Source organism: Pseudomonas sp. C1C7, from assembly GCF_013359595.1.
In the GTDB taxonomy this organism is placed as follows: domain Bacteria; phylum Pseudomonadota; class Gammaproteobacteria; order Pseudomonadales; family Pseudomonadaceae; genus Aquipseudomonas.
Map to the genome: position 1 here is coordinate 58139 of NZ_JABFMP010000020.1, position 26280 is coordinate 84418.

The window sequence follows — 26280 nt, forward strand, 5'->3', positions numbered from 1 at the left end:
CGATGACAGTACAGGCGTCACTTTCGGAGCATCCCGGTGAGTTGGCCAATCAACGATCGCCGGCACCCCGGCGCCTCTCGCTATTGATGGGGCCCGGACTGTTGATTGCCGTGGGTTACATGGACCCTGGCAACTGGGCTACCGGGATCGCTGCCGGAGCGCAATTGGGATACAGCCTGCTGTTCATGGTGGTGTTGTCGAGCCTGGCGGCCATGCTCTTGCAAACACTCGCCTTGCGCCTGGGCGTGGTCACCGGTCAGGACCTTTCCCAGACCTGCCGTCTTCGCTACAGCCGGCAAGCCACACTTGCGCACTGGACAATGGCAGAGATAGCCATCATCGCCACTGACATCGCCGAAGTGTTGGGCGCGGCATTAGCGTTCAAACTGCTGTTCAACCTGCCGCTGAGCATCGGCATCGTGCTGACGGCTATCAGTACGCTGGTCATCCTGGGTGTGAAGGGCGCCGCCAATGGTCGAGTGCAGAAGATTGTCCTGGCACTGGTCGCGATCATTGTCCTGTGCTTTGCCATAGAGCTTTCGCTGATCACACTCGATACAACCGCTGCTCTACAAGGCTTCATTCCCTCACTGGACACGCTGGCTGAACCTGGGGCGCTGTTCATTGCGGTGGGCATCATCGGCGCCACCGTCATGCCACACAATCTGTACCTGCATTCGTCCCTGGCCCGAGGCCCCAGTCGCCTGAATGACGCAGTGCAGGTCAGGCAATCCCTGCGCCACGGTTCAATCGACACGATCCGCGCGCTGTCGATTGCCGCCGCCGTACAGGTCGCCATTCTGTTAGTGGCCGCAGCAGTACTCCATGACAACGGCCACACCGGAATTGGCAGCATCGAGCAAGCCCACCAACTGCTGGCGCCGCTGATGGGGGGCACCCTTTGCGCCGTACCTTTTGCCCTGGCTCTGCTTGCCTCCGGACAAAGCGCGACGTTGACGGGCACCCTCGCCGGCCAGGTGGTGCTCGAGGGTTTCCTGAACCTCAGGGTTTCATTGAGCAAGCAGCGCATCGTCACCCGTCTGCTCGCCATTGTGCCGGCGCTTGGCGCAATACTCTGGCTGGGGGATCACGCAGTGGGCGACCTGTTGGTGTTTTCCCAGGTGGTGCTGTCGATACAACTGCCGTTTGCGGTTTATCCGCTGATTCGTTTTACCCGCGATAAAACCCTGATGGGCGATTTCGCGATTTCACGCCCGGTCGCTGTCGTGGCCTGGTTGATTTTCCTGCTGATCAGTGCCGCCAATTTATGGCTGGTCGCCTCAGTCATCCTATGAACAACTCCCCCCAAAAAACAGGTAAACACATGAGTGAAGTCCGCATCTGGATCGCCATCGAGCGCCCCGTCGAACAAGTCTGGTCACTTCTTGGTGGCTTTGACTGGTTGCCCCGCTGGCTCGATGTTATCGCCAGCAGCAGCCTGAGTGACGGAGGACGCCTGCGTCATCTGCAAACCGCCAATGGCGCGACGATTGTCGAGCGTTTACTCACGTTTGATGAGGGTGAAAGGTATTACAGCTATGCCTTGCTGGAAGGCCCTTCGCCGGTTATTGACTACATCGGGAGAATGTCCGCGCAATCCGATGGCAAGGGCGGAACCCTGGCATCCTGGTCAAGCAGTTTTGTGGTCCAGGGAGCCGATGAAGCACAGGTCATTGAGCATTTTGAAGTTTTGTATCGCCAAGGACTGGAGAACCTCAAGGCCATTATTGAATCCAGCCACTGACCAAGGCAGCTGGTTCACTCGCGATCCATGAAGGCTTGCAGGCGTGGCACCATAAAGTCGAGGAACGTCCGGATACGCTGGGGCACATGCTGTCCACCCTGATACAGCGCATGGACTTCCTCGCAATCATGACCGCTTTGTGCGAGCACCTCGACCAGACGCCCCGTGGCCAGATCTTCATCAACATGAAAGTCCGCCAGCCTGGCGATCCCGACGCCGGCAATGGCCATGCGCCGAACCGTTTCGCCATTGTTGGCTTGCAGGTTGCCCTGGACGATACGATCAACGATACGGCCGTTCTGGTGCATGGGCCAGACCGGGCTGGAACGACGGAAATTGAAACTCAAGCAATTGTGTTCGCATAGGTCTTCCAGGGTTTCGGGAACCCCGTATTTTTCCAGGTAATCGGGCGACGCAACGATCTTGCGCCGGGCAATTCCGATCTTTCGCGCGCGTAGCGTCGAGTCATTCAGTACGCCTACCCGGAACGCAATGTCCGTTCTGTCCAGGTACATGTCGACGATGTCATCGCACAGGGACAGGTTGATTTGAATATTGGGATGCGCTTCCCAGAACGCCGGCAAATTGGGTTCGATCGCCAGCGTGCCAAATGCCACTGAGGCATTGATTCGCACTGTTCCACGCGCCTTCTGTGCACCTTGCGCCAATACCCTTTCGACATCATCAAGCTCTGCCAGCAGTGCATGGCTGCGTTCATAGTAAACGCGCCCTTCATCCGTCAATGACAGCTTGCGCGTGGAGCGCTCCAGCAGGCGAACACCCAGGCGCAACTCCAGGCGCACAATCAGTTTGCTGACTGTTGAAGGCGTCATCAGCATTTGGCGCGCGGCTTGGGAAAAGCTGCCAGCATCAACAACCCGCACGAATACCGACATCTCACCTGCTCTGTTATCCACGTCCTGTCTCCTCTGAATGACTCGTGAAAAAATATCACAAGCGCTCCCCTAAAAATCATAGGAAGCCTAGGAGAACGTTCACTTAACTTTGGAATCTATTTCACATGTACAGCCGATATGCCGGATGCCTTTACCCGCTTTCCCCGCGCAGTTATGAAGCTTGCTCACAGAACATGTTCATCGTTGCCAGGTTATCAGTGGGCTAAAGGGCGCTTACGCTCCTGAGCACCATCAAGTGAGGAGCGGATTCAATGAGTACATTATTTGACCCCTGCCAGACCGGCACACTAACGCTGCGCAATCGAATCGCAATGGCACCGATGACGCGTGCTCGCAACCCCGATGGCGTTGCCAATGAACTGACCGCGCTTTACTACAGCCAACGCGCCAGTGCCGGGCTGATCGTTACCGAGGGCACTCCGATTTCACGCTCGGCCGAAGGGTTTCTGGCCATCCCTGGTATCTACACGACGCCCCAGATCAATGGCTGGCGCAAAGTGACTCAGGCTGTCCACGATGCCGGTGGCGTTATCTTTACCCAGCTATGGCATGTCGGGCGCGTCTCCCATGTCAGCATCCAGCCGAACGGGATTGCACCGGTGAGTTCGACGTCCCAAATTGCACGCAATTCCCAGGCCTGGGGTATGACTGAGCGTGGCGAGCCTGGCCCAGTCGATGTTTCCGCCCCCCGCGCCCTCAGTACACAGGAAGCCAAAGAAGTCATTCGTGACTTTGCCCAGGCCGCCGCCAACGCAATCGATGCCGGCTTCGACGGCATTGAACTGCATGGAGCGAACGGCTACTTGATCGAGCAATTCCTCAATCCTTTGGTCAATGACCGCACCGATGAGTACCGCAGCGACACACTGGAAAACCGCACTCGTTTCTTGCTCGAGGTGGTCGATAGCGTCATAGATCGTATTGGTGCGCACCGCACGGCCATACGCCTGTCACCGTTTGGCGGACTGTTCGACATGGAGCTTTACGATGATGTCGAGCAAACCTACCTGTATGTCGCCGATCAGCTTTCTCGGCGTGGGTTGGCCTACGTTCATTTCATGGATCAACTGTCTCGGGGCAGCTCGCCGATTCCAGACGATTTTCTGAAGAAATTCCGTGGCCACTACCGGGGAACACTGGTTCTCGCCGGGGGCATGACCAAAGCGCGTGCGGAGCAATTCTTGCGTGAAGAATTGATCGACATCGCAGCATTCGGCGAGCCATTTATCGCAAACCCCGATCTGGTCGAACGCCTGTACAACGACTGGCCGCTGTTAAAACCAGACCGCGCACTGAGCTACGGTGGCGGAGCCAAGGGTTATACCGATTACCCGCCCTACTCGACTGCTTGACGCTCGATAAGTGGTGCCTGGGCCTGATCCGCCACTTCGCGGATCAGGAAGTCGATCAGCGCCCGGGACGCAGCCGATAACTGGCGATGAGGCGCGAAAATCACAGAAAACGGTCGGGACCTTCCACCCGACCGCTCGAGCAGCGGCACCAGGCGCCCGCTTTGAATTCGCTCGCGAACAATGAAGTCGTAGGTCTGGCAAATTCCCGCGCCGTGCTCGGCCAAAGACACAGTGCCCAGCACATCGTCGGACACTTGAATATTCGCCTCGGGAACCCACTCCCTATCAATCCCCTGCTCGCAGAACAACCACGGCGCTATGCGGCCGCTGCTGGGCATCACAAATGGCAGGCAGGCATGCGCAGACAGTTCGTCGACACTGCGCGGCGAGCCGGCGTGCCGCAAGTAATCCGGCGCGGCAACCACGCACAAACTCGCATCCTCAAGCTTGCGGCCGATCAGGCCACTGTCAGGTAATTGCCCAAGGCGAATAGCCAGGTCATACCCTTCGGCCACCAGGTCCACATTTCGATTGCTGATGCTCATTTCGATGCGCACCTGCGGGTACTGCCGATTGAAACGGCAGAGCAACGCCGGCAACCGGAAATGCCCGTAGGTCGTCGGCACGCTGAGTCGTACCCGGCCAGTCAATGCTCCCTCCTGCCCTAGGATCGCCCGCTCCGCATCATCGATTAACGAAAACGCCGCACGGGATTGTTCGAGGTACAGCAAACCCGCCTCGGTCAGGCTCAGGCGTCGAGTCGTGCGCCGCAACAACTGAACGCCAAGGCGTGTTTCCAGGCGTGAGATCGCCCGGCTGACCACAGAAGGGGTGGTCGCCAGAACAACGGCCCCGGCGCTCAGCGAGCCTTTCTCCACAACGGTGATGAAGACTTCTACGTCCGCAAGATAATCGAATCGACGGCTCACCTTTACCCCCAAAGAACAAGTGCTTTTCTTTTTAGCAAGTTTATCGCCCATGAAGGCATGAATATAGTTGCATCAACGATCAGGCGACTGCTGATCGAACACACATCCCTCCACTGTCCGGAAATCCCATGCGCCCCATTACCCGTCTTGCTCTTGCAATGGCTCTCTGCACTTCGGCTTTCAACGCCCAGGCCAGCAATGTACTGATCGTGCTGTCAGATTCAGACCACCTCGACCTCAAGGACAATAAAGTCTTTGCGACAGGCTTCTACCTGAACGAGTTGATGCAGCCGGTGAAACTGCTGCTCGATGCGGGGCATTCGGTGACCTTTGCCACGCCGACGGGCAAGGCACCCACGCTGGACACCTCGTCCAACGACAAGATGTATTTCAACAATGACGCAAGCGCACTGCAGGAGCACAAGGCGCTGTTGGAAAAGCTCAAGATCACCTCCGTGGGTGAGTCGCCGGTCATCAGCCTGTCGCGCGTCGAACAGATTGGTTACGAGCACTTCGATGCGATTTATGTACCCGGTGGCCACGCACCGATGCAGGACCTTCTCCATAGCGCGCAACTAGGGAAACTGCTGACCAACTTCCATGACCAAGGCAAGACAACCGCTCTGGTTTGCCATGGACCGATTGCCTTGCTCTCGACGCTGCCCGACCCGACCACCTTCACTCAGAAACTTGAAGCCGGCACCAAAACCACGAAGTCAGACTGGACCTACGCCGGCTACAAATTCACAGTCATCAGTAATCAGGAAGAGGAACTGGCCAAAGGGCTTTTGAAGGGGGGCGCCATGAAGTTCTATCCGCAGACAGCATTAGAACTGGCTGGAGGGGTATTCAGCAGCAACACTTCGCCGTGGGCCTCGCACGTGGTCGTCGATCGAGAACTGGTGACAGGTCAAAACCCTGGTTCTGCGCTAGATGTTGGCAAGGTCATACTTGAGCGACTCAGAGTCCCGAGCCAGCCGAAATCCTGATGGGTTCAGATGTTTGCCTTGCATCACTAACAAGCCGCTGCAAGTTCGGGCTTGCAGCGATTGTTGATTTGACTTCACAACACCTTTGCGCCAATTGACATTTAGCCGAGCAGCGCTGGCAGGGATACTCCTGATTGACGAATTTCCATGAGGATTCACCCATGCAGACAGATTATGCCGCCTGGTCCTGGACATCGGATCAAGGCATCGATGGCTTGAAATTGATTCGTAAACCGCTGCTCCAGCCAGGTCCTGGCGAAGTGCTCGTGACCAATCGCGCCGTGGCGTTGAATCCAGTGGACTGGAAGATCATCGAGTGGGGTCATGCCGCATGGAAGACCGGCCATGTGCCGGGCGTGGATGGCGTGGGCGAGGTCGTGGCGGCAGGCACGGGGGTCACCTTGAAAGTCGGGACTGTGGTTGCGTATCACCAGTCGCTGACGCGCGATGGCAGTTTTGCCGAATTCTGCATGCTCGATGCCAGTACCGTTTTGAACGTGCCCCAGGCGCTCGATGAAAGCGTTGCCGCCGCCCTGCCCTGCCCTGGTCTGACGGCTTGGCAGGCGCTGGAAAAAGTACCCATGGCGCCGGGGGATGTAATGGTGGTCGGTGCCGGCGGCGCGGTCGGTCTGTTGCTGGTGCAACTGGCTGTTCAACGCGGCTGTCGCGTGTGGGCAACGGCGGCGACCAGACACCATTCGCAGCTCAAAGCGCTTGGTGCGGCCGGTGTGTTCGACTACCGTGATGATCAGTGGCAACAATCGCTGCAGGCCGCCTTGGGCGAGCGTCGATTGCATGCGCTGTTCGACACCGTCAGCGGCCCCCATGCCGCGAGCCTGGCACCGCTGCTGGGCTACAACGGCCATCTTGTTTGCATCCAGGACCGTCAGGAAAGCGCGCCATTACCGGCCTTCAGCACTGCGATTTCCCTGCACGAAGTGGCCCTCAACAGCTTCCATGCCCATGCGAGTTCGAGCGACCGCCAGCAGTTGCGACAAGCAGGCGAACGCCTTCTGGAGCAGGCGCTGGACGGTCGCCTGTCGATGCCGCATCGTCAGGCTTTCGATTTTTACAACCTTCCCCAGGCCCTGCATGCGCTCAAACAGGGTGGCGAAGGTGGAAAATGGATTGCCACGCTCGGCAACTCCAAACCTTGAAATGACATCGCCCGAGACTCCTGGCAGGAGATCGGGCGATGGGTTCAGGGGGACTCGATGGCGGCGTTGTGGTTCAGGCCTCCACCAGGTTCTCCTTTTTTTCCAGCCAGTCGATCATCAACTCGCCCCAGGCGATGTCCGCTTGCAGCGCCCCTTTAGCCTTGGCCGAATCGCGGGTGCGCAAACCTTCCAGTACTTCGAAATGCTTGTGCTTGGCGCTCGCCAGTTCCCGCTTGGGCACCTCGGCGTGGAAGCGGCTCAGCAGCGGCCCCATGATGACCCACATGTTCTCAAGAGTCTTGGACACCACCGGCATGCGCGCGGCAGAGATCAAACCGAAGTGGAACTCACGATTCAGTAAGGCGGCTTGCCTGTAATCGACGGGTACCGCTTTCTGGAACGCATCCTGAATGGCTTCGAGCTTTTCAAGTTCCGGTTGGGTGATGCGCAGTGCCGCGACACCAGCGGCCTCGCCTTCCAGCAGATGACGAATCAACTGGATCTCTCGCAATTGGCTGACGGTCAACTCTGGAACATAAATCGAGGTCGCGGCCTTCATGTCCAGCGCATGGTCGCTGACCAGACGGAAGATCGCCTCGCGCACCGGTGTGATCGATACACCAAACTCTTCGGCCAGTGTACTGATGCGCAACCGATCGCCTGGCTGGTACTGCCCATCCATCAACGCGGTGCGGATAATGGAATACACCCGTTCGCTCAAGTTGCCTTTATCAATGGGCTTATGCACGGTCACTATGACTCGATCTCCATGGTCGATTACTGTTCGCCGCAGCGGCAGACTTGTGAATCTGCCGACGTGAATTGACGATAACGCATCATACATCATCAACTAGCGCCTGCCACTCCGTCCGACGGTTTCGTCAAATACGCGCGTCTCGTCGACCGACACCCTGCAACAACACCGCGATGACAATGATTGCACCTTTGATGATTTGCTGCGGATAGGCCGGCACGCTCAGCAAATTCATTATGTTGCCGATCAGGCCCAGTACCAGCACGCCTACCACCGTATAGAAAATCGTGCCCTTGCCCCCCGACAGCAATGCGCCGCCAATGACGCATGCCGCGATGGCATCCAACTCAAGCGCCATGCCGGCGCTGGGTGTGGCGACGCCTGAACGCGAAGCGATCACTACGCCGGCCAACGCCGCTAGGCCGCCGCAGATGCCATAGGCGGCGAGCTTGTACCGCTCGACCGGAATGCCCGCCAGGCGCACCGCCGTTTCGTTGCTGCCACTGGCAATGATCAGGCGGCCATAGGCGTTGTATCTCAGGATCAATGCGAACACCACAGTGACCAGCGCTGCCAGCCACACGGGCCATGGCACCCCCAGTACACCATCGGCCAGCCGGCCGAAATCACGCAGCAACTGCGCACTGACCAGTCGATCATCCAGCCGTTGAGGCTGGCCGTTCGACAGGATGAAGGCCAGGCCCCGGGCTACCGTCATCATCGCCAGCGTCGCAATGAAGGGAGCCATGCGGAAATAGGCGATGAAGGTGCCGGTCACCAAGCCCATCAGCACACCACTGGCCACGGCAATGGCAACTGCCAGCAACAGCGCGACACTGCCTTCAACGGGCAGGGCATTAAGGGTCATCGCCACCACAATGCCGCCAACCGCCGCGACCGAGGCTACGGATAAATCGATACCCGCCGTCAGGATCACAATCAGCATGCCGATGCTGACCAACAGCAAAGGCGTCAACTGGCGCAACAGGTTGCCTAAATTCAGGAAGGTGAAGAAGTCCGCCGACAGCACGCTGGCGACAATTACCAGGACTACCAACATCACCAGGGCGTTGTGCTCCAGAAACAGTCGTTGCAACGAACGCAGGCTTAATTTGTCGTCGTGTACGCGACGGCTTTCCTGCACCAGTTCAGCCGTGGCCAACTTGGAATTTGGGTTACTCATGGTGTTCGACTCCCATTGCCAGGCAAATCATTGCTTGTTCCTTGATGCGCTCTCCCGCCAGTTCGCCAGCGATCGCGCCCTCGCGCATCACCAGCACGCGATCGCACATGCCGATGATTTCGATCATTTCCGAAGAGACCATGATGATTGCGACACCTTGTTCGGCGAGATCATTGATGACCCGGTAGATTTCCGTTTTTGCGCCCACATCCACGCCGCGGGTGGGCTCATCCAGAATCAGCACGCGGCAGCCGGCATCGACCCACTTCATCAGCGCGACCTTCTGTTGATTGCCGCCCGATAGATCACCAACCAATTGCTCGATCGAGTGGGTCTTGACCGCCAGCTGTTTGCGCAAGGCTTCAATACCCTGAGCCTCCCGGCCATTGGCAATCCAGCCCATGCGGCCGGTGTAGGGACTGTTCGGTCGCAAGGCGCCGTTGACCCGTATCGACATCTCCAGTAGAACGCCTTGTTGCTTGCGATCTTCCGGCAATAAACCGATGCCATTGGCGATGGCGTCACGTGGCGTGCGGTTGTGGATCTGCCGACCATCGAGGTACAGGGCGCCGGAGGTTGTCCGGTCAGCACCGAAGATCGCGCGCATGGCTTCCGTGCGCCCGGCGCCCACCAGACCACAAAAGCCCAGGACTTCACCGGCGCGTACTTCAAAACTCACGTCACGCACCAGGCGCCCTGCACACAGGTGTTCGACTTTGAGCAACACGTTGCCGATCCGCGCCTGGCGTGCCGGGAACAGATCGCTGAGCTCGCGTCCGATCATCATCTCGATCAGGCCGCGCTCAGTGATGTCCGCCAAATCCAGAGTCCCCACGGTCTTGCCGTCCTTGAGCACCGTGGCGCGATCGCAGATGCGGAAGATTTCATCCATGCGGTGGGAGACGTAGACGATACACACGCCTTTGCGGCGCAGTTCATCCAGGATCCGGAACAGTTTTTCCACCTCGTGGGAAGTCAGCACCGCTGTCGGTTCGTCAAATATCAGCACCCTCGCGTTGCGTGACAGCGCCTTGCAGATTTCCACCGCTTGCTGGTAAGCCACCGGCAAACTGCCGACCGGTTGGCGCACGTCGATATCGTGAAACCCCAGTTCATCGAGAATCGCCCGGGCCTTGCGGCGCATGTCTGTCCATTGGACAAAGCCTTTGCTCTTGCCCAGATCGTCGATACAGATGTTCTCGGCCACCGACAGGTGCGCGGCCAGTGCGAACTCCTGGTAGATGATTGAAATACCGAGCTTGAGGGCATCGCCCGGTTTGCGAATGTCCACGGTCTGGCCATTGAGACTGACCCCACCGGCATCGCGCACATAAGCCCCCGACAGGATCTTCATCAGGGTTGATTTACCAGCGCCGTTCTCACCCATCAGTGCGTGGATTTCCCCCGCACGGGCAGAAAACCTGGCGCTGTCCAGGGCACTGATGCCACCGAATTTCTTGGAGATGTCGAGCATCTCCACCGCTGGTTCTTGCATCGCATTCATTGTGTTCACCGTTTTGAAACTGCTGCCGATCGAACGACAGCCGCCAGCAATGACGACCGCCGTCCGGCTCATCTTCGATCCATCACTTCATCGCGGTTTTGATCTGCTCGATGGAACGGAATGGCGGTACGGTTTCGGTGGACGGTGGCAGGCTGTCGGCGGCGATATAGGTATCGACGTTATCCGGCGTGATCAGCGTGACCGGGAAGTACGACGCCAGCGGCAAGTTGTTCGCGTCCAGTCCCTTGTTGAGGATCTGGTGGATCAGCTCGATGGCGGCAACCCCGGTTTCCGATCCGCTGTTGGTAGCGCTGACCAGCAATTTGCCTTGCTTGATCAAGTCCAGCGCGACGCGGAAACTGCCGGCCCCGGAGGCGACCATCACGCTGTTTTTCTTGCCAGCGTTTTCCAGGGCATTGATTGCTCCGATGGCGATGAAATCGTTCTCGGCCAGCACCAGGTTTAGTGTGTCGCTCTGCGACGCGAGGATGTCCTCGGTAGCGGTCAGTCCGCCTTCTTCAGTCCAGTCACCGCGACCCCACGCCAACACATTGAAGCCGCCTTCCGGCCAGCTGAAGTTGCCCTTGGCCTTGACCTGCTGGAACAGCTTGAAGCCCTTGAGCATGGCGTCTTCTTTGGACAGACCGAGCCGGCGCTCTTGCGAACGGGCATAGACGATCCCGGAAATCATGCCATTGAGGCGACTTTCGGACGTGGAATTACCCATCACGCCAATGACCATGGCGGCATTGATCACGGTCGCCGGATCGGTTTTCGATGCCACGTAACGGCCGGCCTCGAAGCCACTGCCGTAAGGGTTACCGGTACTGGTGGTGATCACTGGCGCCCGGGCATCCGGCGCGGTGCCCACAGTGATCACCGGGATGCCGGCATTCACCGCACGCTCGACATCGGACACCGAACCCTGGATATCGGTGGGGTCGATGACAATCAGATCGACGCCCAGCGTGATGAAGTTATCGACCTGTGCGCTCTGCTTAGCGACATCGCTGTCCGCCACTTGCAGCTCGATGTCGTAGTTGTATTTTTTAGCCACTGTCCTGGCGTCATCGATCATCGAGACGAACCAGGGATTGCCCAGGGTGATTTCGGACCAGCCGATGCGCAGGCGCTCACCCTTCTTCTTAAGCGGCAAGGCCTTATTGATCGACGTGCGATCGGGCATGTCGGGATCGATGACACCCGACAATGCAGTGTTGGGCATCAAGCTATAGATTTCATGTTTGCCGGCCGCACAGGCATGGGTGCCGATGAGGCTCGCCAGGGCAAACGCGGTGATCGAACGAACAGCTGACAGCTTCATAATTATTGTTCTCCAGTGCGCTGATTTGATCGTTGAAGCGGGTATCCGGTGCTGCGTGGCGCAACACCGGACTTGCAGTCGTAACTGCCGGTCAGGCCTGTAAATCGATCCAGGCGGATTTGAGCTCCGAGTACTTGTCAAACGCGTGCAGCGAGCGGTCGCGACCGTTGCCCGATTGCTTGTAACCACCAAATGGCATGGTGATATCGCCGCCGTCGAAGCAATTGACCCAGACGCTACCGGCACGCAGCGAGCGGATAATCGCGTGGGCCTGCGACAGATCGCTGGTCCAGAGGCTGGCGGCCAGGCCGTAGGGCGAATCATTGGCAATGCGTACGGCGTCCAGATGGTCGCTGGCGGTGATCACCGAAAGTACCGGGCCGAAGATCTCCTCCCGGGCAATGGTCATGTCATTGGTGACGTTGTCGAAGATCGTCGGCGGGATGTAGAAACCGTCGGCCAGAGGACCGCTGGCGCGTTCGCCGCCGAGGATGATGCGCGCGCCCTCCTCGCTGCCCTGTTTGATGTAACCCAGCACCCGATCCATCTGTGCACGGTCGACCATCGCGCCCAATTGCGTGGCCGGATCGAGCGGATCACCAACGGCGATGGTTCGGGCAACCTTGAGGACTTCAGCCACAAACTCGTCGCGAATACCTGCCTCGACGATCAACCGCGAAGGCGCCACACAGACTTCGCCCTGATTGAAAAACATCGACCGGGCGGCTGTGTTCGCGGCCTTTCCCAGGTCATGGCAATCATTGAGGATGATGTTCGGTGTCTTGCCGCCACACTCCAGCCACACCCGTTTCATGTTCGACTGCCCCGAGTACTGCAGGAACAATTTGCCGACTTCACCGGAACCGGTGAACACCAGGGTGTCGACATCCATGTGCAGGCCAAGGGCGCGACCAGCCGTTGGACCAAAGCCTGGCAGCACGTTGAAAACCCCCGCCGGAATACCCGCCTGTGCGGCCAGTTCGGCGATGCGCAGGGCTGTCAATGGTGATTGTTCGGCGGGTTTGAGAATGACCGAGTTACCCATCGCCAGGGCCGGGGCGACTTTCCACATCGCCATCAGCATCGGGAAATTCCACGGGGTTACAGCAGCCACCACGCCGATGGCTTCGCGGGTGATCATGCCCAGCGCACCGGGCCCTGAAGGGGCGATTTCGCCATAGACCTTGTCGCAGCACTCGGCGTACCACTGCAGGCATTCGAGCACCGCGTGCACATCGAAACCGGCGCTTTCGGCCACCGGCTTGCCCATGTCCAATGTCTCGAGCAGCGCCAGTTCAGTCATGTTCTGCTCGAACAACGCTGCAAAACGCAGCATGACTTTCTTGCGCTCCTTGGGCGCCAGGCGCGACCACACGCCGCTGTCGAATGCCTGGCGGGCAGCCTTGACGGCAACCTCGACGTCTTCGGCCTGGCAGGACGCGACGTAATTGAGGACCTGGCCCTTGCGCGGGGAAACATTGGCGAAGGTTTCGCCGCTCAGTGCATCGACGAAGCGACCGTTGATGAAAGCCTGCCCCGGAAGTTTCAGGGCAGCGACGCGCTGCTGGACCGCAGCAAAATCAACGAGGGTATTCATAAGCACGCATCTCCTTTTCGAATGGCTTTAGGCGTAGGCGCCCAACGACGATATATCATGCATTACTTAAATCACAGGCGTGGAAAGGCCCTGATTACGGGGGGTTCTCTCACAACACTTGTTCTTCAATGACCTAGAAGCTGACCTCGGTTTTCAGCCCGAAGACCACCACGCTTTTGTCCCCGCTCATGCCGCCGGGGTTGACCACGTACTGCACATTGGGACGCAGTGTCAGGGCTGGCGTGACGCTGACCCCGTAGTACAACTCCATCGGATATTCCGTATCGCCGGCCGGTTGGGTGTAACCGTTTTGCTGACGGACACGTTTGGCGGATTTTCCATTCACTTCAAGACGACCGATCGCCAGGCCGATTTCATCCTGTGGCCGTGCTGCGAATGGCCCGCTGATAAACGTGCCGACGTGCCAGACTCGCTCCACGTAGGACACGTCGCGATCCGATTGAATGAAGTTGGCGAACAGGTTGATGCCCCGGGCACTGTCACCCGGATCCCGATAAACCTGTTGCTGGACCAGGGCGTAGTAACCGCTGGCCTCATCGTGTTGAACCGGCGCGTCGCCCGTCACACCGATCGGCCGACCGTTGACGTCCTCGTAGACGTCGCTGAAATCGCCGGTGTTGCGCCAGACACCCACCCGATAGCTGCCGGGCAAGCCATTGATGATGGGTGTCCACGCCAGTTCCCCGACCGCCAGATAGCCGGTGGTGCCGGAGGGGCTGCCAAAGTTCAGGCCCTGGGAATTCTTGGTAAAGCTTGGATTGACCTGATACAGCGCGGTGTTGACGGACCATTCATCCGTCAGCTTGGCCGCCGCTGTCGCCCCCCACTGGCTGACGGGCCAGGTGAACCAGTTGGGCGTGATGTAGCCTGGCACCGTGCCGCAGAACGTCAGGTTCTGAAACTTGCAGGAAAACGGAAAGACATCGCCACTCATGGGCAGGCGACCGAGCTTGACCACCAGGCGATCATCCAGCAGCGCTTGCTGGTAGTAGAACTGCACCAGGCGCGTGACGCTGCCGTAGCCGTAGATTTCCTGCGCGGCGAGCAAGGTGTTGGTCCCGGCTTCGGCCGTCAGGTTCTCCCCGTTGCGGTTGGTGAAGGTCATGCGAAAGCTTGCACCCTGCCACCCCAGCAACTTCTGCAAGTCGAAGTTGGTGTCGATCATCAACTGGTCGCTGTAAGTACCTTTGTGCTCGTCGCCGCCCTGGGTGTTATAGGCCAGTTCGTTAACGTAGGTCAGTTGAAAATCGACGCCCTGTTCATGCAAGCGAGTGCGTTCGCCGTTCCAGTCGCCCAGCAAAAAGTTGTTGGGCGAGTAATCGGCTGCGTGGGCGCCCGCGCAGGCACAAACGCTCAGCAGCCCGGCGGCCACTCTGTATTTCCTGGTCATTATTGTTGTTCCCGAAACTGTTTTTTTATTGTTGGTTTTGGTGTTTTTCGAGCGCACAGAACCCCACCGACCTCACTGACAGGTCGGCCAATACAACGTCTTCAGAACGTTCTCAGGTGCGCTATCGAGCCTGACAGCGCCTGCTTCACTACGGCGGTTAACAACACATTCTTATGATCTCGGCGACCTCCTCTTTGCTGTTGATCTTCTTCGGATGGCAGGCCAGGTCCTGGTTGAAACTGGTCCACACGGTTTGGGCAAATTCATCTATTTGTTCCACCTGCAAACCGTAACTGCGGAACGTGTCGATGACCCCGAGAGTGGCAAACAATGACTTGAGAATCCCCGGCAGGCGCTCCGCACGCTCGCTTTCGCTCAAACTCAGCGTCGAGGGGTCGAGTATCCCGGCCACGCGCGCGAACTTGTCGGCGCAGACCGGCAGAGTCCAGCCAATCACATAGGGTGTGCTGGCCGCGACGGTGCCACCGTGGGGGGCGTCGGTCATCGCCCCCAGCGGCTGACCTAGGGCATGGGAAACCGTCACGCCGGCACTGGCGATCGCCATGCCGCCGAGCGTCGAGGCAAAGGCCATGCGCGCACGCGCCTCAAGGTCGTCACCGTGTTTTACACACTGAAGGGCATTGGCGGCGAACAGACGGATCGACTCCAGCGCCACCATTTCCACCCAGGGCGTGCAGTGAATGCTGATGTAGGCTTCCAGCGCATGACAGAAGGTATCGACCGCCGTCAGCGCGGTGAGCTTCGCTGGTTTCGACACCAGGATCTGCGGGTCGATCAGCGCGACATCCGGGTAGATGAACGGGTTGACGATGGCGCACTTGAGGCCCAGTTCCGGATTGTTGATCACCGCAAAGGGCGTGGCCTCGGTGCCGGTGCCGGACGTGGTGGGCACCACCAGCAAAGGCAAGCCACGGCTTTGCGGCCGGGTCACGGTTTCACCCAGCCGCTCGGTGTAGTCCCAGCAGGAGCCGCCATGAACGGCCACGAAGGCTACCGCCTTGGCAGAGTCGATGGCACTGCCGCCGCCCACCGCGACGACCACATCACAACCGGCTTCGCGCACTTGCTCGACCGCACGGTCGATCATGGTGTGCCGGGGGTTGGGCACGATGTCATAGCATTCGATAAAGGCGATGCCGCGTTCGGCGAAACTGGCGATGATCTGCGCCACCAGGTCACTGCCCTGCAAAAACGGGTCAATCATCAGGAAGGCTTTTTTGCCGAATGGCGCAACCTTTTCACCCATGCGCCTGATCGCGCCGACTTCAAAATCCAGGGTCAACGGCAGAGTTGCCTGAAATGCTTTCATCAGTTCACCTGTGGTTATTGGGGGGGCACTGCACACGGGCTCAAACCGCCAGCAGCGAGCCACCTTTTTTATAGAGTTCACCCAGATCGCTGGCCGAAATCAGCGCCGCCCTCATTTCATCGAACGTGACTTCAAATGGCTCGACCTTGCTGGTCTGGTTCGGGTCGGCGGCCGTGCGCGCCACGCAGTCGAGCTCATTGGCAGTCATGTCGGCCAGGCCCAGGTCGGCAAACGTCACCGGCAAGCCGATGCTCAGGCAAAACCTCAGTACCGCATCCAGTTCGCGGCTGGATTTGCCTTCAAGCAGCAGCATCACCAGAGTCCCGAACGCCACGTATTCGCCGTGGTACATCGTGGCCCTGCTGCCCAGCTCGCTGAATCCGCAATACACCGCATGGGCCGTCGCGACACCGTTACTCTCGAAGCCGATACCACTCATCAGGGCATTGGCCTCCACCACTCGATTGAAGGCTTTGGTCACGCACTGGTTTTCAGCGGCGCGCTTGGCTTGCAGGCCATCCTCAAACAGCACCCGATAGCACAGCTCGGCGATGGCCATGGAGGTCAGGGTTGATTTGCTGCCGCTGGCGCCCTCCTTCATTCCGGCACCGGCATTGCCGAGAAAGTTGTCGTGGTAGCCCTCGACACAGGTGCGGGCCTCGAAGTAGGTGGACAGCGCATCGCCCATGCCGGCCACCAATAGCCGTACCGGGGCCTGGGCGATGATCCACGTATCGACCACCACCACGTCCGGGCTGCGCTCATAGAACAGAACGTCATCAAACACGCCCGCCTCGGTGTACAGCACCGAGAGCGAACTGGTGGGGGCATCGTTGGAGACAATGGTCGGCACGATGCACAGCGGTACCTTGGCCTGGTGGGCGACGGCTTTGGCGGCATCGAGCACCTTGCCGCCGCCCACGCCAATCACCCCGTCGCACTCGAGCGCATTCATGTTGGCCGTGAGTCGCTGGATTTCCTGGCGCGTCACCTCGCCGGAAAAAATCCCGTAGTGCAGTTCAGTACGCTCAGCGTCGAAGCTGGCGTCGAAGGTCTGTATCAGGCTATCGAGCCGGCCCTGGGTGGTGATCACCATGAACCGCCGACCAAACCAGGCGACATGCCGGTACAGCCGATCGAGTTCCTTATAGCCCTGAATGTAGCGGCCGGGCGCAGCAAAAATTTGCGTCATGTCATCGTCATCCCTGCCCCGTCTTGGAGGCTTTTTTTATTGCTTTGAGGACGTGTGCGAGAGGTCGGCCTCTCGACTGATGGATGATATATCATGTTTTGTTTTTCACTGCCAACAGCTTTTTCACCCCACTGACTCAGCGCCAAAAAGTCATGATTGACGCTTGGGGGTGATGAAGATATATGATGCATGAAAACAAGAACAATCCATTTGGAGGAAGGCATGCACGATTACGTTGTCATTGGAGGCGGGTCAGCGGGCTGTGCTTTAACGGGGCGCCTGATCGAAGCCGGCGCCTCTGTCCTGCTACTTGAGGCCGGGCCACGGGACAGTCACCCGCTGATCCATATCCCGGCAGGCTTCACTCGACTGCTGTCCAGTCCCCTGCTGTCGCGTCATGAAACCCAGGCCCAAACCGCCATGGACGGGCGCACGCGCATCCTTCCCCAGGGCCGGGTGCTGGGAGGCGGCAGTTCGGTCAACGCGCTCATCTATATTCGCGGTCAGCACCAGGACTACGATGACTGGGCTGACGCTGGCTGCAATGGCTGGTCCTTTGGCGAGGTGTTGCCGTACTTCAAACGCGCCGAAGACAACGAGCGCTTCGATAACCGCTATCACGCAACGGGTGGCCCGCTCGGCGTCTCGGACCTCAAGCAGGTGTGCGAGTTGTCTCGTGGCTTCGTGCGTGCCGCGCAACAGGCCGGCATCCGCTACACCCCAGACTTCAACGGTGAACGCCAAAACGGCGTCGGATTCAACCAGATCACTGCGCGCAACAATCGCCGTTGCAGCGCGGCGGTGGCCTATCTGCGCAGCGCGGAAAAATCCGGGCGCCTGACCGTCATCACCGACGCGAGCGTCCAGCGCATTCTGATCGAGGGCAACCAGGCCGTCGGTGTCCAGTACCGCCACAAAGGACGATTGGTTGAGGCCCGGGGCAGCAAGGAAGTGATCCTCAGTGCCGGCGCCATCCAGTCGCCCAAACTGCTGATGCTGTCGGGCATCGGCCCGGCGAAAGAACTCGAGCGCCATGGCATCCCGGTGCGCCACGCCCTGCCCGGCGTCGGACAGAACCTGCAGGATCACGCCGAAGTCGGGACCATTGCCTACTGCCATGGCAAGTACGGTTACTACGGTCAGGACAACCCTCTGAACACCGTCAAGAACGGATTGCAGTACCTGTTGTTCGGCAGCGGCCCGGTCAGCTCGAACGTGACGGAAGCCTGTGCCTTCATCAATACCGATGACGCCTCGGCGCGGCCCAACGCACAAATGCATTTCGTGCCGATCGTGTTTTTCGACCTGGATCAGGAGCCGATCAAAAAACCCGGCGCCACCATCAATACCTGCGTCTTGCGCCCCATGAGCCGAGGCGAAATCCGCCTGGCCTCAACCGATGCCGAAGCGGCGCCGCGGGTAGACCCGCGTTACTTCGCGCACCCGGAAGATCGTCGCGTGGCAATCAAGGGCTTGAACCTGGCGCGTGAAGTGCTTGCCCAACCGGCCATGCGAAACTACACCGGCGAAGAGGTGTTTCCAGGGGCGGACGTGCGCAGCGACGAAGCCCTGTTGAACTACATCGGCCAACGGGCCAAGACCGTTTACCACCCCGTCGGCACCTGCAAGATGGGCGTCGACGACATGGCCGTGGTCGATCCCGAATTGCGTGTGCGTGGCGTGCGCAATCTGCGGGTGGTCGATGCGTCGATCATGCCCAACCTGATCTCCGGCAACACCAACGCACCGTCGATCATGATCGGCGAAAAAGCCGCCGACATGATTCTGGGACGCGGCGCGTTGGCCGCCTCCTCTTTCTAGTCCCTGTCCAAAGGAATATTGCGATGCCTATCAGCGGTAAAACCCGCGTGGTGGTCCACCTGACCTACCCCGCCAAACACCTGCGCACCCCTGAATTTTTCAACCCGCTGCTGGAGCGCCTGGGATACGACGGCGTGCTGGTGCCCTGGGAAGTTTCGCCCGACAACCTGGCCACGGCCTGGGAAGGTTTGCGCGGCATAGAGAATCTGGCGGGGGTGATCGTCACCGTGCCGCACAAGCTGGAGGTGGCGAAATTGTGCGATGAACTCAAAGGCACGGCGAGCCTGCTGAACGTCTGCAACGTCGCCAAGCGACTGTCTGACGGGCGCTTCAGCGGGCGCATGTTCGATGGCGACGGCTTCGTCGCCGGCCTGAAAAAACAGGGCCATGACTTGCACGACAAACGCGTGCTGCTGCTCGGCGCGGGTGGCGCCGCCACCGGTATCGCCCACGCGCTGCTGGCCGAAAACATTCAGGAGCTGGTGATCAACAATCGCACGCCGGACAAGGCCGAAGCCCTGGTCGTTGAGCTGCGACGCCTGTTCCCTGAGCGCCGGATCAATGCCGGCCCCGCCGATGCCAGCGGTTTCAACGTGGTCATCAATGGCACCGCGCTGGGCCTGAAGGCCGATGATCCCCTGCCCGTGCCGGGCGACACCCTGGCCCCCGGCACCGTGGTCGGCGAAGTGGTGATGAACCCGGACATCACGCCCTTGCTCAGCGCTGCCGCCGAACGCGGCTGCGTCATCCACAAAGGCGCCCACATGATCACCGGCCAGATCGACCTGCTGGCCGAATTTCTGTTTGCCCAATGCGGCGCCTGACGCGCCCTTCACACCCCCTGAGGAATCACCATGAAAAAAACTGCCATCGTTACCGGCGGTGGTTCGGGCATCGGCCTGGCCACCGCACAACGCCTGCTTGCTGATGGTTACGACGTGCACACCATTGGCCTCGGTGAACCCGAGCAACGAGTGCCTGGCATCCATTACCAGGAACTGGATGTCACCAGCGATGACGCGGTGAACAGTTTCTTCACGCCGTTCGAGCGCGTCGATGCAATCGTCAACGCCGCCGGCATCATCGATCACAACCGCGAGTGGGAGCTTGATGGCTTCAGCCGGGTCATGGACGTCAACTTGACCGCCGTGTTGCGCATCACCAATGCTGCCCTGCCCGGCTTGAAAGCCGCCCGCGGCGCAGTGGTGAACTTCGCCTCGATGTGGGGCATTTTCGGCTCGGCGAAAACCCCGGCCTATGCTTCGAGCAAAGCCGCCATCAGCGAGTTGACACGCTGCATGGCCGTGGCCTGGGCCACCGATGGCGTACGCGTGAATGCCGTGGCACCAGGCTGGATTCTGACCAACCTTTCGCGCCGGGCCTTCGAAGACCCGGCACGTTCGGAAAGCATCATGGCGCGCATACCCATGAAAGCCTGGGGTGCGCCCGAGGATGTGGCCAACGTGATCGCCTTCCTGGTTTCCGATAACGCGCGCTACGTCACGGGCACGACACTGCCGGTAGACGGCGGATATTCGATCGCCTGAGGTCAACTCGTCGATTGAGGCCTTGACCGTCTAAAAACATGATATATCATGCATCACAACAAGACCAAATGCTCGGCAGCCTGCCGCCGAGCCTCCAATAACAAAAAGCAGTAGAAGTGAGGTGCTGAATGAATCTGGTTTTCGGTTCACCCGGAAGATATGTCCAGGGCACTGAAGTGCTCGCCCAGGCCGGTACTTACCTGGCGCACTGCGGCCGCCGTGCCGTGGTGGTCATCGACAGTTTTGTCCTGGGTCTGATCAGGTCGCGGCTCGATGACACTTGTGCGCAAACAGACGTGCAATTGCACTACATCACCTTCGATGGCGAAATCACCGCCGACGGCATCGCCGATCTGCGCAGCGCCGCCGCAACGATCGAGTTCGACATGATCCTCGCCGTCGGTGGCGGCAAGTGCATCGATGCGGGCAAGGCCCTCGCCCACAGCTCGGGGCGTGCCTTGATCACCATGCCGACGGTGGCCTCGAACGACGCCCCCACCTCGAAAAACTACGTGGTCTACGACGCGTATCATCAGTTGAGCGAAGTCGGCCACCTGCTCGTCAGCCCGCGCTACGTGCTGGTGGATACCGCCCTGATTGCCCAGGCCCCGCGCCAATTCCTGCTGGCCGGGATCGCCGATGCCCTGACCAAGAAGTTCGAAGCCGAACAATGCTTCAAGTCCAAAGGCGTGAACATGTTCGGCGCTCGCCCGGCGTTGTCCGGGTTGGCCCTGGCGCGCGAGTGCTATCAGGTCATTCGTCAATACGCCGAACCGGCCCTGGCCCAGGCTGGCACTGGCGAGGTGACGCCGGCGTTCGATCACTTGATCGAGGCGGTGCTGTTGATGAGCGGCCTGGGGTTCGAAAGCGGCGGCCTGTCCATCGCTCACGCCATGACCCGCGGCCTCTCGAAAATCCCCGGCGCCCAGCAACAGGTTCACGGTTGGCAAGTGGCGTATGGCTTACTGGTGCAGCTGGTGCTGGAAGATCGCGACGCCGGATTGATGGGCGATCTGTTGAGCTTCTATCGACGCATCGGGCTGCCACGCAACCTGGCCGAACTGGGCGTGTCGCGCTTCGATGAGGCGCTGCTGATGCAGATCGCCGAGCCGACGCTCAACGCCCCCCACGCCCGCAACTTCACCTCGATATCGGGCGGCCCGCTGACCTGTGCCGAGCTGATCGCCGCGATGCGCGCGCTGGAGGGCCTGCCCCATTGAGTGCGCCCTGATAACACCCTGAACGCACAACCTTCGGGTTGAAGTTCACGCCCCCCCTGAGATTCAACTTCAGAAAATTCATGCCTGTGATTGGAGGTAGAGATGTCTACACCCCGCAAAACCCTCGAACAGTGGAAAGCCACAAACTTTGTGCCCTCCACCGAGACCGTCAGGAAGCTCAAGGACCGGGCGAAATTCGTTCGCCTGGAAACCATCCGCCTGATCGAAATCGCCAAGACCGGCCATTACACCTCGGTGTTTTCCGCCGCCGAACTGTTCTCGGCGCTGTACTACGACGTGATGACGATTCGCCCCGAGGAACCCAAATGGCCGGGCCGCGACCGCTTCCTGATGGGCAAGGGCCACGCCGCCGTGGGTCAGTTCCCGATCCTCGCCGACCTGGGGGTATTTCCCAAGGAGTGGCTCGATGAATACACCCGCCTGGGCAGCCCTCTGGGCGATCACCCTGACATGCGCAAAGTGCCCGGCATCGACTTCTCTTCCGGTTCCATCGGCCATGCCCTTTCCGGTGGCCTGGGCATGTGCCTGGCCCAGCGCTTCACCGGCGAAGTCTATGACGTGTTCGTCATGCTCGGTGACGGCGAAATGCAGGAAGGCCAGGTCTGGGAAGCGGCCATGAGCGCGGCCCACCACAACGCCAAACACTTGATCGCCATCGTCGACCGCAACGGCTTCCAGCTCGATGGCCAGGTGGACGACGTGATCGGTATCGAACCGCTGGACGAAAAATGGCGGGCATTCGGCTGGGAAGTGCATGTCATCGACGGGCACAACATCGCCGAAGTGACCGAAACCCTGCGTCGGGTGAAGGCCGACGAACGCCGTGAAAAACCGGTATGCATCATCGCCAAGACCGTTAAGGGCAAAGGCGTTTCCTATATGGAAACCGAACCCGGCTGGCACCTCGGTTACCTGGACCCTGAAGACGCCAAACGCGCTATCGCTGAAATTGAAGCCATGGAGATCTGAACATGAATGCCCCTCTTTCCCCCAATTCCTGGCAGTACCGTGGCCTCAACGCCATCAACCCCGGCCTGGCGTACCTGTCCGACGGCCTGATTGAACTAACCAAAGCCGGCTATCCGGTAATGGCCGGCTCCGCTGACCTGCAGTACTCCAACGGCTTGAACAAGTTCGCCAGCGAGTACCCCGAGCGCTATCTGCAGTTCGGTATCTCGGAACAGAACATGGTCACCGCCGCGGCCGGCCTGGCCACCTGTGGGGTGATGCCGTTCGTGGCGACCTTCGCCTCGTTCCTCGGCCTGTTGTGCTGTGAACAGATCCGCATGGACGTCGCCTATTCGGCGCAACCGGTACGTCTGATCGGCCACCACACCGGCATTTCCCTGGGTTTCTACGGCACCTCGCACCATGCCACCGAAGACATCGCCACCATGCGTTCGATCGCCGACCTGGCGGTGGTGTCGCCCGCAGACGGCCCGCAACTGGTCGCCGCGATCCGCGCCTCCGCCACCTACGACAAGCCAGTGTATTTCCGCATTGGCCGTGGTCGCGATCCGATTGTTTACCAAGACGATGTGGTCTTCGAGTTCGGCAAGGCCCATGAACACATCGAAGGCGAAGAGCTGACCATCATCGCCTGCGGCATCACCGTACACGCGGCCCTGGCGGCCGCTCGCAAGATGAACGCCGAGGGGCGTTCGGTGGGAGTGATCGACATGGCCTCGATCAAGCCGATCGACCGTGACGCCATCCTGCGCGCCGCCGCACGCAGCAAACGCATGATGACCGTCGAGGAGCACAACGTGCTCGGTGGCCTGGGTGCTGCGGTGGCCGAAGTGCTGGCGGACGAAGGTGTCGGGGTCAAGCTCAAGCGCCACGGTATCTACGACGAATACAGCCTGATCGCGCCGCCGACTCATCTGTATGAGCACTACAAGCTCGACGCGGCCGGGATTGAGGAAGTGGCGCTGGCGCACCTCAACGCCTGATCACCGCCTTCCCCCTGTAGGAGTGAGCCTGCTCGCGATCGCGGTGGAGCGTTCATATGCAATGTGACTGGAGGATCGCTATCGCGAGCAGGCTCACTCCTACATTTGAATTTTGTTTGACTGGAGACATCGTTTCACCGATTCCCCCCACCACATACCGTGGTCCATGAAACATCTCGGAGCCAACAATGAATAACATCACCGAGACCATGTCCGACTTCACCACCGGACAGGCCAAGACAACCCATACATCGCTGCGCAAAAAGTCATTGATGGCCACCGGCGTGGGCAACTTGCTCGAGTGGTTTGACTGGACGATCTACACCGTCGCATCGGTATACATCGCCGCCGCACTCTTCGATAAAAGCAACGCCACCTCTGCCCTACTCAACACCCTCGCCGTATTTGCCGCCGGTTTTCTGTTAAGGCCGATTGGCGGCATCTTCTTCGGGATCCTGGCCGACAAACTGGGCCGGCGCGCGGTATTGCTCAGCACCATGCTGCTGATGGCCGGTGCCAGCCTGCTGATTGCCTTTATTCCTTCTTATGATTCCATCGGCAGTTGGGCTTCGGCACTGCTGTTACTGGCCAGGCTGGTGCAAGGCTTTGCCCATGGTGGTGAAACCACCACGTCCTATGCCTATATCGCCGAAATCGCCCCACCCAAACGTCGTGGCCTGTGGTCAAGCACGGTGTTTCTCGCCGTCGGTTCAGGGTCATTGCTAGCGACCTTCTACATGGCGTTGCTGACCACGGTACTGTCAGTGAGCGAAATGCAGGAATGGGGCTGGCGCATCCCGTTCGCCACCGGCGGCCTGCTGGCGGTGTTCGCCCTGTGGTTGCGACGCAACATGATGGAAAGCGAGCACAGCCCAAGTGCTGGTGAAAGGTCGAACGAGCCGGCCTGGAGTCGTGGCAAAATCATTCAACATGGCGTGCGCCTGTTCCTGTACGAAGCCGGTGCCACACTGACCTACTACACCTGGGTTACGTCGGCCTCGATCTACGCCATCAGCGTCAAGGGCATGGACCCCCGCAGCGCCTTCACCATGAGTTGCATCGCCCAGGTGATCTACCTGGTGTTCCTGCCGATCTCCGGTTGGATCTCCGATCAATGGGGCCGCAAGATTTCCGCGCTGATTTCCCTGCTCGGGATTGCCGCCACGCTGTTCCCACTGTGGGGGCTGATTTCCAGTGAACCCTGGACCCTGATGGTGGCCCAGACTGCAGGGCTGCTGCTGGTGGGCTTCATCACCGGCTGCAAACCGGCGTCGATCTCCGAACAGATCCCGACCCGCTATCGCACCCGGATGTTCGGCGTGTGCATTTCCCTGGGCGTCGCGGTGTTCGGCGGGACGGCCTCTTACCTGACGACCTGGTTGTACTCGGAAAATATCGGCTGGATGTTCAACATTTACTTGATCGCGGTCGCCATCATCGCCAGCGCCGTGGTGCTGATGTGGAAGAACAACCACGGGGTGCCGATCGATAAAGTTTGAAGCAGCGCTCACTCGCCCAAACGAAGCCTGTTTTCATGATCAGTGAAGACGGGCTTTTTTTCATCAATCGCACCAGTGCCCATACCCACCTTTAAGTGCTCGTCAGATGAACCTTACATTATCTGCGTCGGTACACGGTTCCCTGCCAAACCTCTTCAATACTGTTCGGTTGAAGGCTAAATAAGTTGAGTGGCACGAGGCCTGTCAGGATGGTGAAGCGCAGGGCTTTGGAGCTAAGATCGTCTGCATTCTCAAGCGTTGCCATAAATGCTGGAAGCTCGATCCATGGCATGGCTGAACCACCGGAGCGGCCAACTTTCAAATACAGGCCGTCGCCATCATTGGTTATTCCAGCCAACCCGACCCTACTGATGTTCTCTACGGTTTTTGTCGTCAGCGATGCCACCAGTCACCTCCTATTGAAAAGGTGATGACTCAATGCAGAAGAATCTCAGCCCATACTCCAGCCCATACCTTGGCATCTGGCTTTCCGTGGTTGTACCCGGAACCCAGAAGACAAAAAATTTCATAACCGGCTGTTTTTGAAGTTGTTTTACGTACCAAATAAAACATCAGTGGACGTCAATAAACATCAAAACAGAAGACATCGCCTCCGCCATCTTCATACGACAAAGCCCTGATTTTTCGGGGCTTTGTGCTTTTTTTGTTTCTGTAAAAAAACCTCCCAGCCCATACCCTAACCTCGGACGTTACCTGTACTCAGGCAGCCTTCGACGGCTACCATACGATCATCCGCCAGCATGTGCCGAAGCCTGCCTGGCAGCTGTTGGTTTACGAACCACTTCGACGGACACTCATTTCCGCTCCTGCCCTGTG

Annotated in this window: 23 protein-coding genes; 12 read left to right on the plus strand and 11 right to left on the minus strand. The window is 59.2% G+C overall.

Translation table 11 applies throughout. The features are described from left to right. The first annotated feature begins 2 nt into the window (after positions 1-2). Positions 3-1295 carry an Nramp family divalent metal transporter gene (locus tag HNO86_RS17545; protein WP_175378196.1) on the plus strand — a complete coding sequence of 431 codons (1293 nt, stop codon included), beginning with the start codon at positions 3-5 and terminating at the stop codon, positions 1293-1295. A 29-nt stretch (positions 1296-1324) separates the two neighbouring features. Beyond that, positions 1325-1744, plus strand: a complete 420-nt coding sequence (locus tag HNO86_RS17550) for an SRPBCC family protein (protein WP_175378197.1) — start codon at positions 1325-1327, stop codon at positions 1742-1744. 14 nt (positions 1745-1758) lie between these two features. Here the strand turns inward: HNO86_RS17550 and HNO86_RS17555 are convergent, their stop codons facing one another. Next, the gene (locus HNO86_RS17555) at positions 1759-2661 is read right to left on the minus strand and encodes a LysR substrate-binding domain-containing protein (protein WP_175378198.1); all 903 of its coding nucleotides are present in this window, start codon (positions 2659-2661) and stop codon (positions 1759-1761) included. 251 nt (positions 2662-2912) lie between these two features. Here HNO86_RS17555 and HNO86_RS17560 point away from each other — a divergent pair, with 251 nt between their 5' ends. Further along, positions 2913-4013, plus strand: coding sequence for an alkene reductase (locus HNO86_RS17560; RefSeq protein ID WP_175378199.1), 1101 nt, complete (start codon positions 2913-2915; stop codon positions 4011-4013). Here the strand turns inward: HNO86_RS17560 and HNO86_RS17565 are convergent. Beyond that, the gene (locus tag HNO86_RS17565) at positions 3998-4942 is read right to left on the minus strand and encodes a LysR substrate-binding domain-containing protein (RefSeq protein WP_175378238.1); all 945 of its coding nucleotides are present in this window, start codon (positions 4940-4942) and stop codon (positions 3998-4000) included. The two genes, HNO86_RS17560 and HNO86_RS17565, sit on opposite strands and share 16 nt — an antisense overlap. Before the next feature lie 128 nt (positions 4943-5070). Between HNO86_RS17565 and HNO86_RS17570 the strand changes: the two genes are divergently transcribed. Continuing rightward, positions 5071-5931: a type 1 glutamine amidotransferase domain-containing protein gene (locus HNO86_RS17570; RefSeq protein ID WP_175378200.1), complete on the plus strand. Its 861-nt coding sequence runs from the start codon at positions 5071-5073 to the stop codon at positions 5929-5931. 161 nt (positions 5932-6092) lie between these two features. Further along, complete coding sequence (locus HNO86_RS17575) at positions 6093-7088, plus strand: zinc-binding dehydrogenase (RefSeq protein WP_175378201.1); 996 nt, start codon at positions 6093-6095, stop codon at positions 7086-7088. A 73-nt stretch (positions 7089-7161) separates the two neighbouring features. Here the strand turns inward: HNO86_RS17575 and HNO86_RS17580 are convergent, their stop codons facing one another. From HNO86_RS17580 to HNO86_RS17615, 8 genes are all read right to left on the minus strand, one after another. Continuing rightward, positions 7162-7935 carry a GntR family transcriptional regulator gene (locus tag HNO86_RS17580; protein ID WP_256672672.1) on the minus strand — a complete coding sequence of 258 codons (774 nt, stop codon included), beginning with the start codon at positions 7933-7935 and terminating at the stop codon, positions 7162-7164. A gap of 34 nt (positions 7936-7969) precedes the next feature. Beyond that, on the minus strand, positions 7970-9025 hold the full coding sequence (locus HNO86_RS17585; RefSeq protein ID WP_175378202.1) for an ABC transporter permease: 1056 nt from the start codon (positions 9023-9025) through the stop codon (positions 7970-7972). Next, the gene (locus HNO86_RS17590; RefSeq protein ID WP_175378203.1) at positions 9018-10529 is read right to left on the minus strand and encodes a sugar ABC transporter ATP-binding protein; all 1512 of its coding nucleotides are present in this window, start codon (positions 10527-10529) and stop codon (positions 9018-9020) included. Before HNO86_RS17590 ends, HNO86_RS17585 begins: the two co-directional genes overlap by 8 nt. Before the next feature lie 82 nt (positions 10530-10611). Then, positions 10612-11853, minus strand: coding sequence for a sugar ABC transporter substrate-binding protein (locus tag HNO86_RS17595; protein WP_175378204.1), 1242 nt, complete (start codon positions 11851-11853; stop codon positions 10612-10614). 91 nt (positions 11854-11944) lie between these two features. Next, positions 11945-13450: an aldehyde dehydrogenase gene (locus tag HNO86_RS17600; protein WP_175378205.1), complete on the minus strand. Its 1506-nt coding sequence runs from the start codon at positions 13448-13450 to the stop codon at positions 11945-11947. A 133-nt stretch (positions 13451-13583) separates the two neighbouring features. Beyond that, positions 13584-14861, minus strand: coding sequence for a carbohydrate porin (locus HNO86_RS17605; RefSeq protein WP_175378206.1), 1278 nt, complete (start codon positions 14859-14861; stop codon positions 13584-13586). A 157-nt stretch (positions 14862-15018) separates the two neighbouring features. Beyond that, positions 15019-16191 (minus strand): iron-containing alcohol dehydrogenase, encoded by a 1173-nt coding sequence (locus HNO86_RS17610; RefSeq protein WP_175378207.1) that lies wholly within the window; start codon positions 16189-16191, stop codon positions 15019-15021. A gap of 40 nt (positions 16192-16231) precedes the next feature. Next, the gene (locus HNO86_RS17615; RefSeq protein ID WP_175378208.1) at positions 16232-17383 is read right to left on the minus strand and encodes a glycerol dehydrogenase; all 1152 of its coding nucleotides are present in this window, start codon (positions 17381-17383) and stop codon (positions 16232-16234) included. A 222-nt stretch (positions 17384-17605) separates the two neighbouring features. On the opposite strand from HNO86_RS17615, the gene HNO86_RS17620 reads away from it, so the two are divergent. The 7 genes from HNO86_RS17620 to HNO86_RS17650 all read left to right on the plus strand — a co-directional run bounded on the left by HNO86_RS17620 (position 17606) and on the right by HNO86_RS17650 (position 25443). Beyond that, the gene (locus HNO86_RS17620) at positions 17606-19204 is read left to right on the plus strand and encodes a GMC family oxidoreductase (protein WP_175378209.1); all 1599 of its coding nucleotides are present in this window, start codon (positions 17606-17608) and stop codon (positions 19202-19204) included. Between the two features lie 23 nt (positions 19205-19227). Beyond that, positions 19228-20028 (plus strand): shikimate dehydrogenase, encoded by an 801-nt coding sequence (locus HNO86_RS17625; RefSeq protein WP_175378210.1) that lies wholly within the window; start codon positions 19228-19230, stop codon positions 20026-20028. A 30-nt stretch (positions 20029-20058) separates the two neighbouring features. Beyond that, positions 20059-20751, plus strand: a complete 693-nt coding sequence (locus HNO86_RS17630) for an SDR family NAD(P)-dependent oxidoreductase (protein ID WP_175378211.1) — start codon at positions 20059-20061, stop codon at positions 20749-20751. A gap of 128 nt (positions 20752-20879) precedes the next feature. After that, positions 20880-21971: a glycerol dehydrogenase gene (locus HNO86_RS17635; RefSeq protein WP_175378212.1), complete on the plus strand. Its 1092-nt coding sequence runs from the start codon at positions 20880-20882 to the stop codon at positions 21969-21971. A 102-nt stretch (positions 21972-22073) separates the two neighbouring features. Next, positions 22074-22961, plus strand: coding sequence for a transketolase (locus HNO86_RS17640; RefSeq protein WP_150770838.1), 888 nt, complete (start codon positions 22074-22076; stop codon positions 22959-22961). A gap of 2 nt (positions 22962-22963) precedes the next feature. Next, positions 22964-23944 carry a transketolase family protein gene (locus tag HNO86_RS17645; protein WP_175378213.1) on the plus strand — a complete coding sequence of 327 codons (981 nt, stop codon included), beginning with the start codon at positions 22964-22966 and terminating at the stop codon, positions 23942-23944. A 188-nt stretch (positions 23945-24132) separates the two neighbouring features. Beyond that, a complete protein-coding gene (locus tag HNO86_RS17650; RefSeq protein ID WP_175378214.1) occupies positions 24133-25443 on the plus strand; it encodes an MFS transporter in 1311 nt (436 codons plus the stop codon). Between the two features lie 118 nt (positions 25444-25561). Here HNO86_RS17650 and HNO86_RS17655 read toward each other — a convergent pair whose 3' ends face one another. After that, the gene (locus HNO86_RS17655; RefSeq protein ID WP_175378215.1) at positions 25562-25849 is read right to left on the minus strand and encodes a DUF4102 domain-containing protein; all 288 of its coding nucleotides are present in this window, start codon (positions 25847-25849) and stop codon (positions 25562-25564) included. Positions 25850-26280 lie beyond the last annotated feature (431 nt).

Excerpts from the sequence above, each read along its gene's own strand:
- HNO86_RS17545 (WP_175378196.1), top strand. The coding sequence starts at position 3 with ATGACAGTACAGGCGTCACTTTCGGAGCATCCCGGTGAGTTGGCCAAT.
- HNO86_RS17550 (WP_175378197.1), top strand. The coding sequence starts at position 1,325 with ATGAGTGAAGTCCGCATCTGGATCGCCATCGAGCGCCCCGTCGAACAA.
- HNO86_RS17560 (WP_175378199.1), top strand. The coding sequence starts at position 2,913 with ATGAGTACATTATTTGACCCCTGCCAGACCGGCACACTAACGCTGCGC.
- HNO86_RS17570 (WP_175378200.1), top strand. The coding sequence starts at position 5,071 with ATGCGCCCCATTACCCGTCTTGCTCTTGCAATGGCTCTCTGCACTTCG.
- HNO86_RS17575 (WP_175378201.1), top strand. The coding sequence starts at position 6,093 with ATGCAGACAGATTATGCCGCCTGGTCCTGGACATCGGATCAAGGCATC.
- HNO86_RS17580 (WP_256672672.1), bottom strand. The coding sequence starts at position 7,935 with ATGATGTATGATGCGTTATCGTCAATTCACGTCGGCAGATTCACAAGT.
- HNO86_RS17585 (WP_175378202.1), bottom strand. The coding sequence starts at position 9,025 with ATGAGTAACCCAAATTCCAAGTTGGCCACGGCTGAACTGGTGCAGGAA.
- HNO86_RS17590 (WP_175378203.1), bottom strand. The coding sequence starts at position 10,529 with ATGAATGCGATGCAAGAACCAGCGGTGGAGATGCTCGACATCTCCAAG.
- HNO86_RS17595 (WP_175378204.1), bottom strand. The coding sequence starts at position 11,853 with ATGAAGCTGTCAGCTGTTCGTTCGATCACCGCGTTTGCCCTGGCGAGC.
- HNO86_RS17600 (WP_175378205.1), bottom strand. The coding sequence starts at position 13,450 with ATGAATACCCTCGTTGATTTTGCTGCGGTCCAGCAGCGCGTCGCTGCC.
- HNO86_RS17605 (WP_175378206.1), bottom strand. The coding sequence starts at position 14,861 with ATGACCAGGAAATACAGAGTGGCCGCCGGGCTGCTGAGCGTTTGTGCC.
- HNO86_RS17610 (WP_175378207.1), bottom strand. The coding sequence starts at position 16,191 with ATGAAAGCATTTCAGGCAACTCTGCCGTTGACCCTGGATTTTGAAGTC.
- HNO86_RS17615 (WP_175378208.1), bottom strand. The coding sequence starts at position 17,383 with ATGACGCAAATTTTTGCTGCGCCCGGCCGCTACATTCAGGGCTATAAG.
- HNO86_RS17620 (WP_175378209.1), top strand. The coding sequence starts at position 17,606 with ATGCACGATTACGTTGTCATTGGAGGCGGGTCAGCGGGCTGTGCTTTA.
- HNO86_RS17625 (WP_175378210.1), top strand. The coding sequence starts at position 19,228 with ATGCCTATCAGCGGTAAAACCCGCGTGGTGGTCCACCTGACCTACCCC.
- HNO86_RS17630 (WP_175378211.1), top strand. The coding sequence starts at position 20,059 with ATGAAAAAAACTGCCATCGTTACCGGCGGTGGTTCGGGCATCGGCCTG.
- HNO86_RS17635 (WP_175378212.1), top strand. The coding sequence starts at position 20,880 with ATGAATCTGGTTTTCGGTTCACCCGGAAGATATGTCCAGGGCACTGAA.
- HNO86_RS17640 (WP_150770838.1), top strand. The coding sequence starts at position 22,074 with ATGTCTACACCCCGCAAAACCCTCGAACAGTGGAAAGCCACAAACTTT.
- HNO86_RS17645 (WP_175378213.1), top strand. The coding sequence starts at position 22,964 with ATGAATGCCCCTCTTTCCCCCAATTCCTGGCAGTACCGTGGCCTCAAC.
- HNO86_RS17650 (WP_175378214.1), top strand. The coding sequence starts at position 24,133 with ATGAATAACATCACCGAGACCATGTCCGACTTCACCACCGGACAGGCC.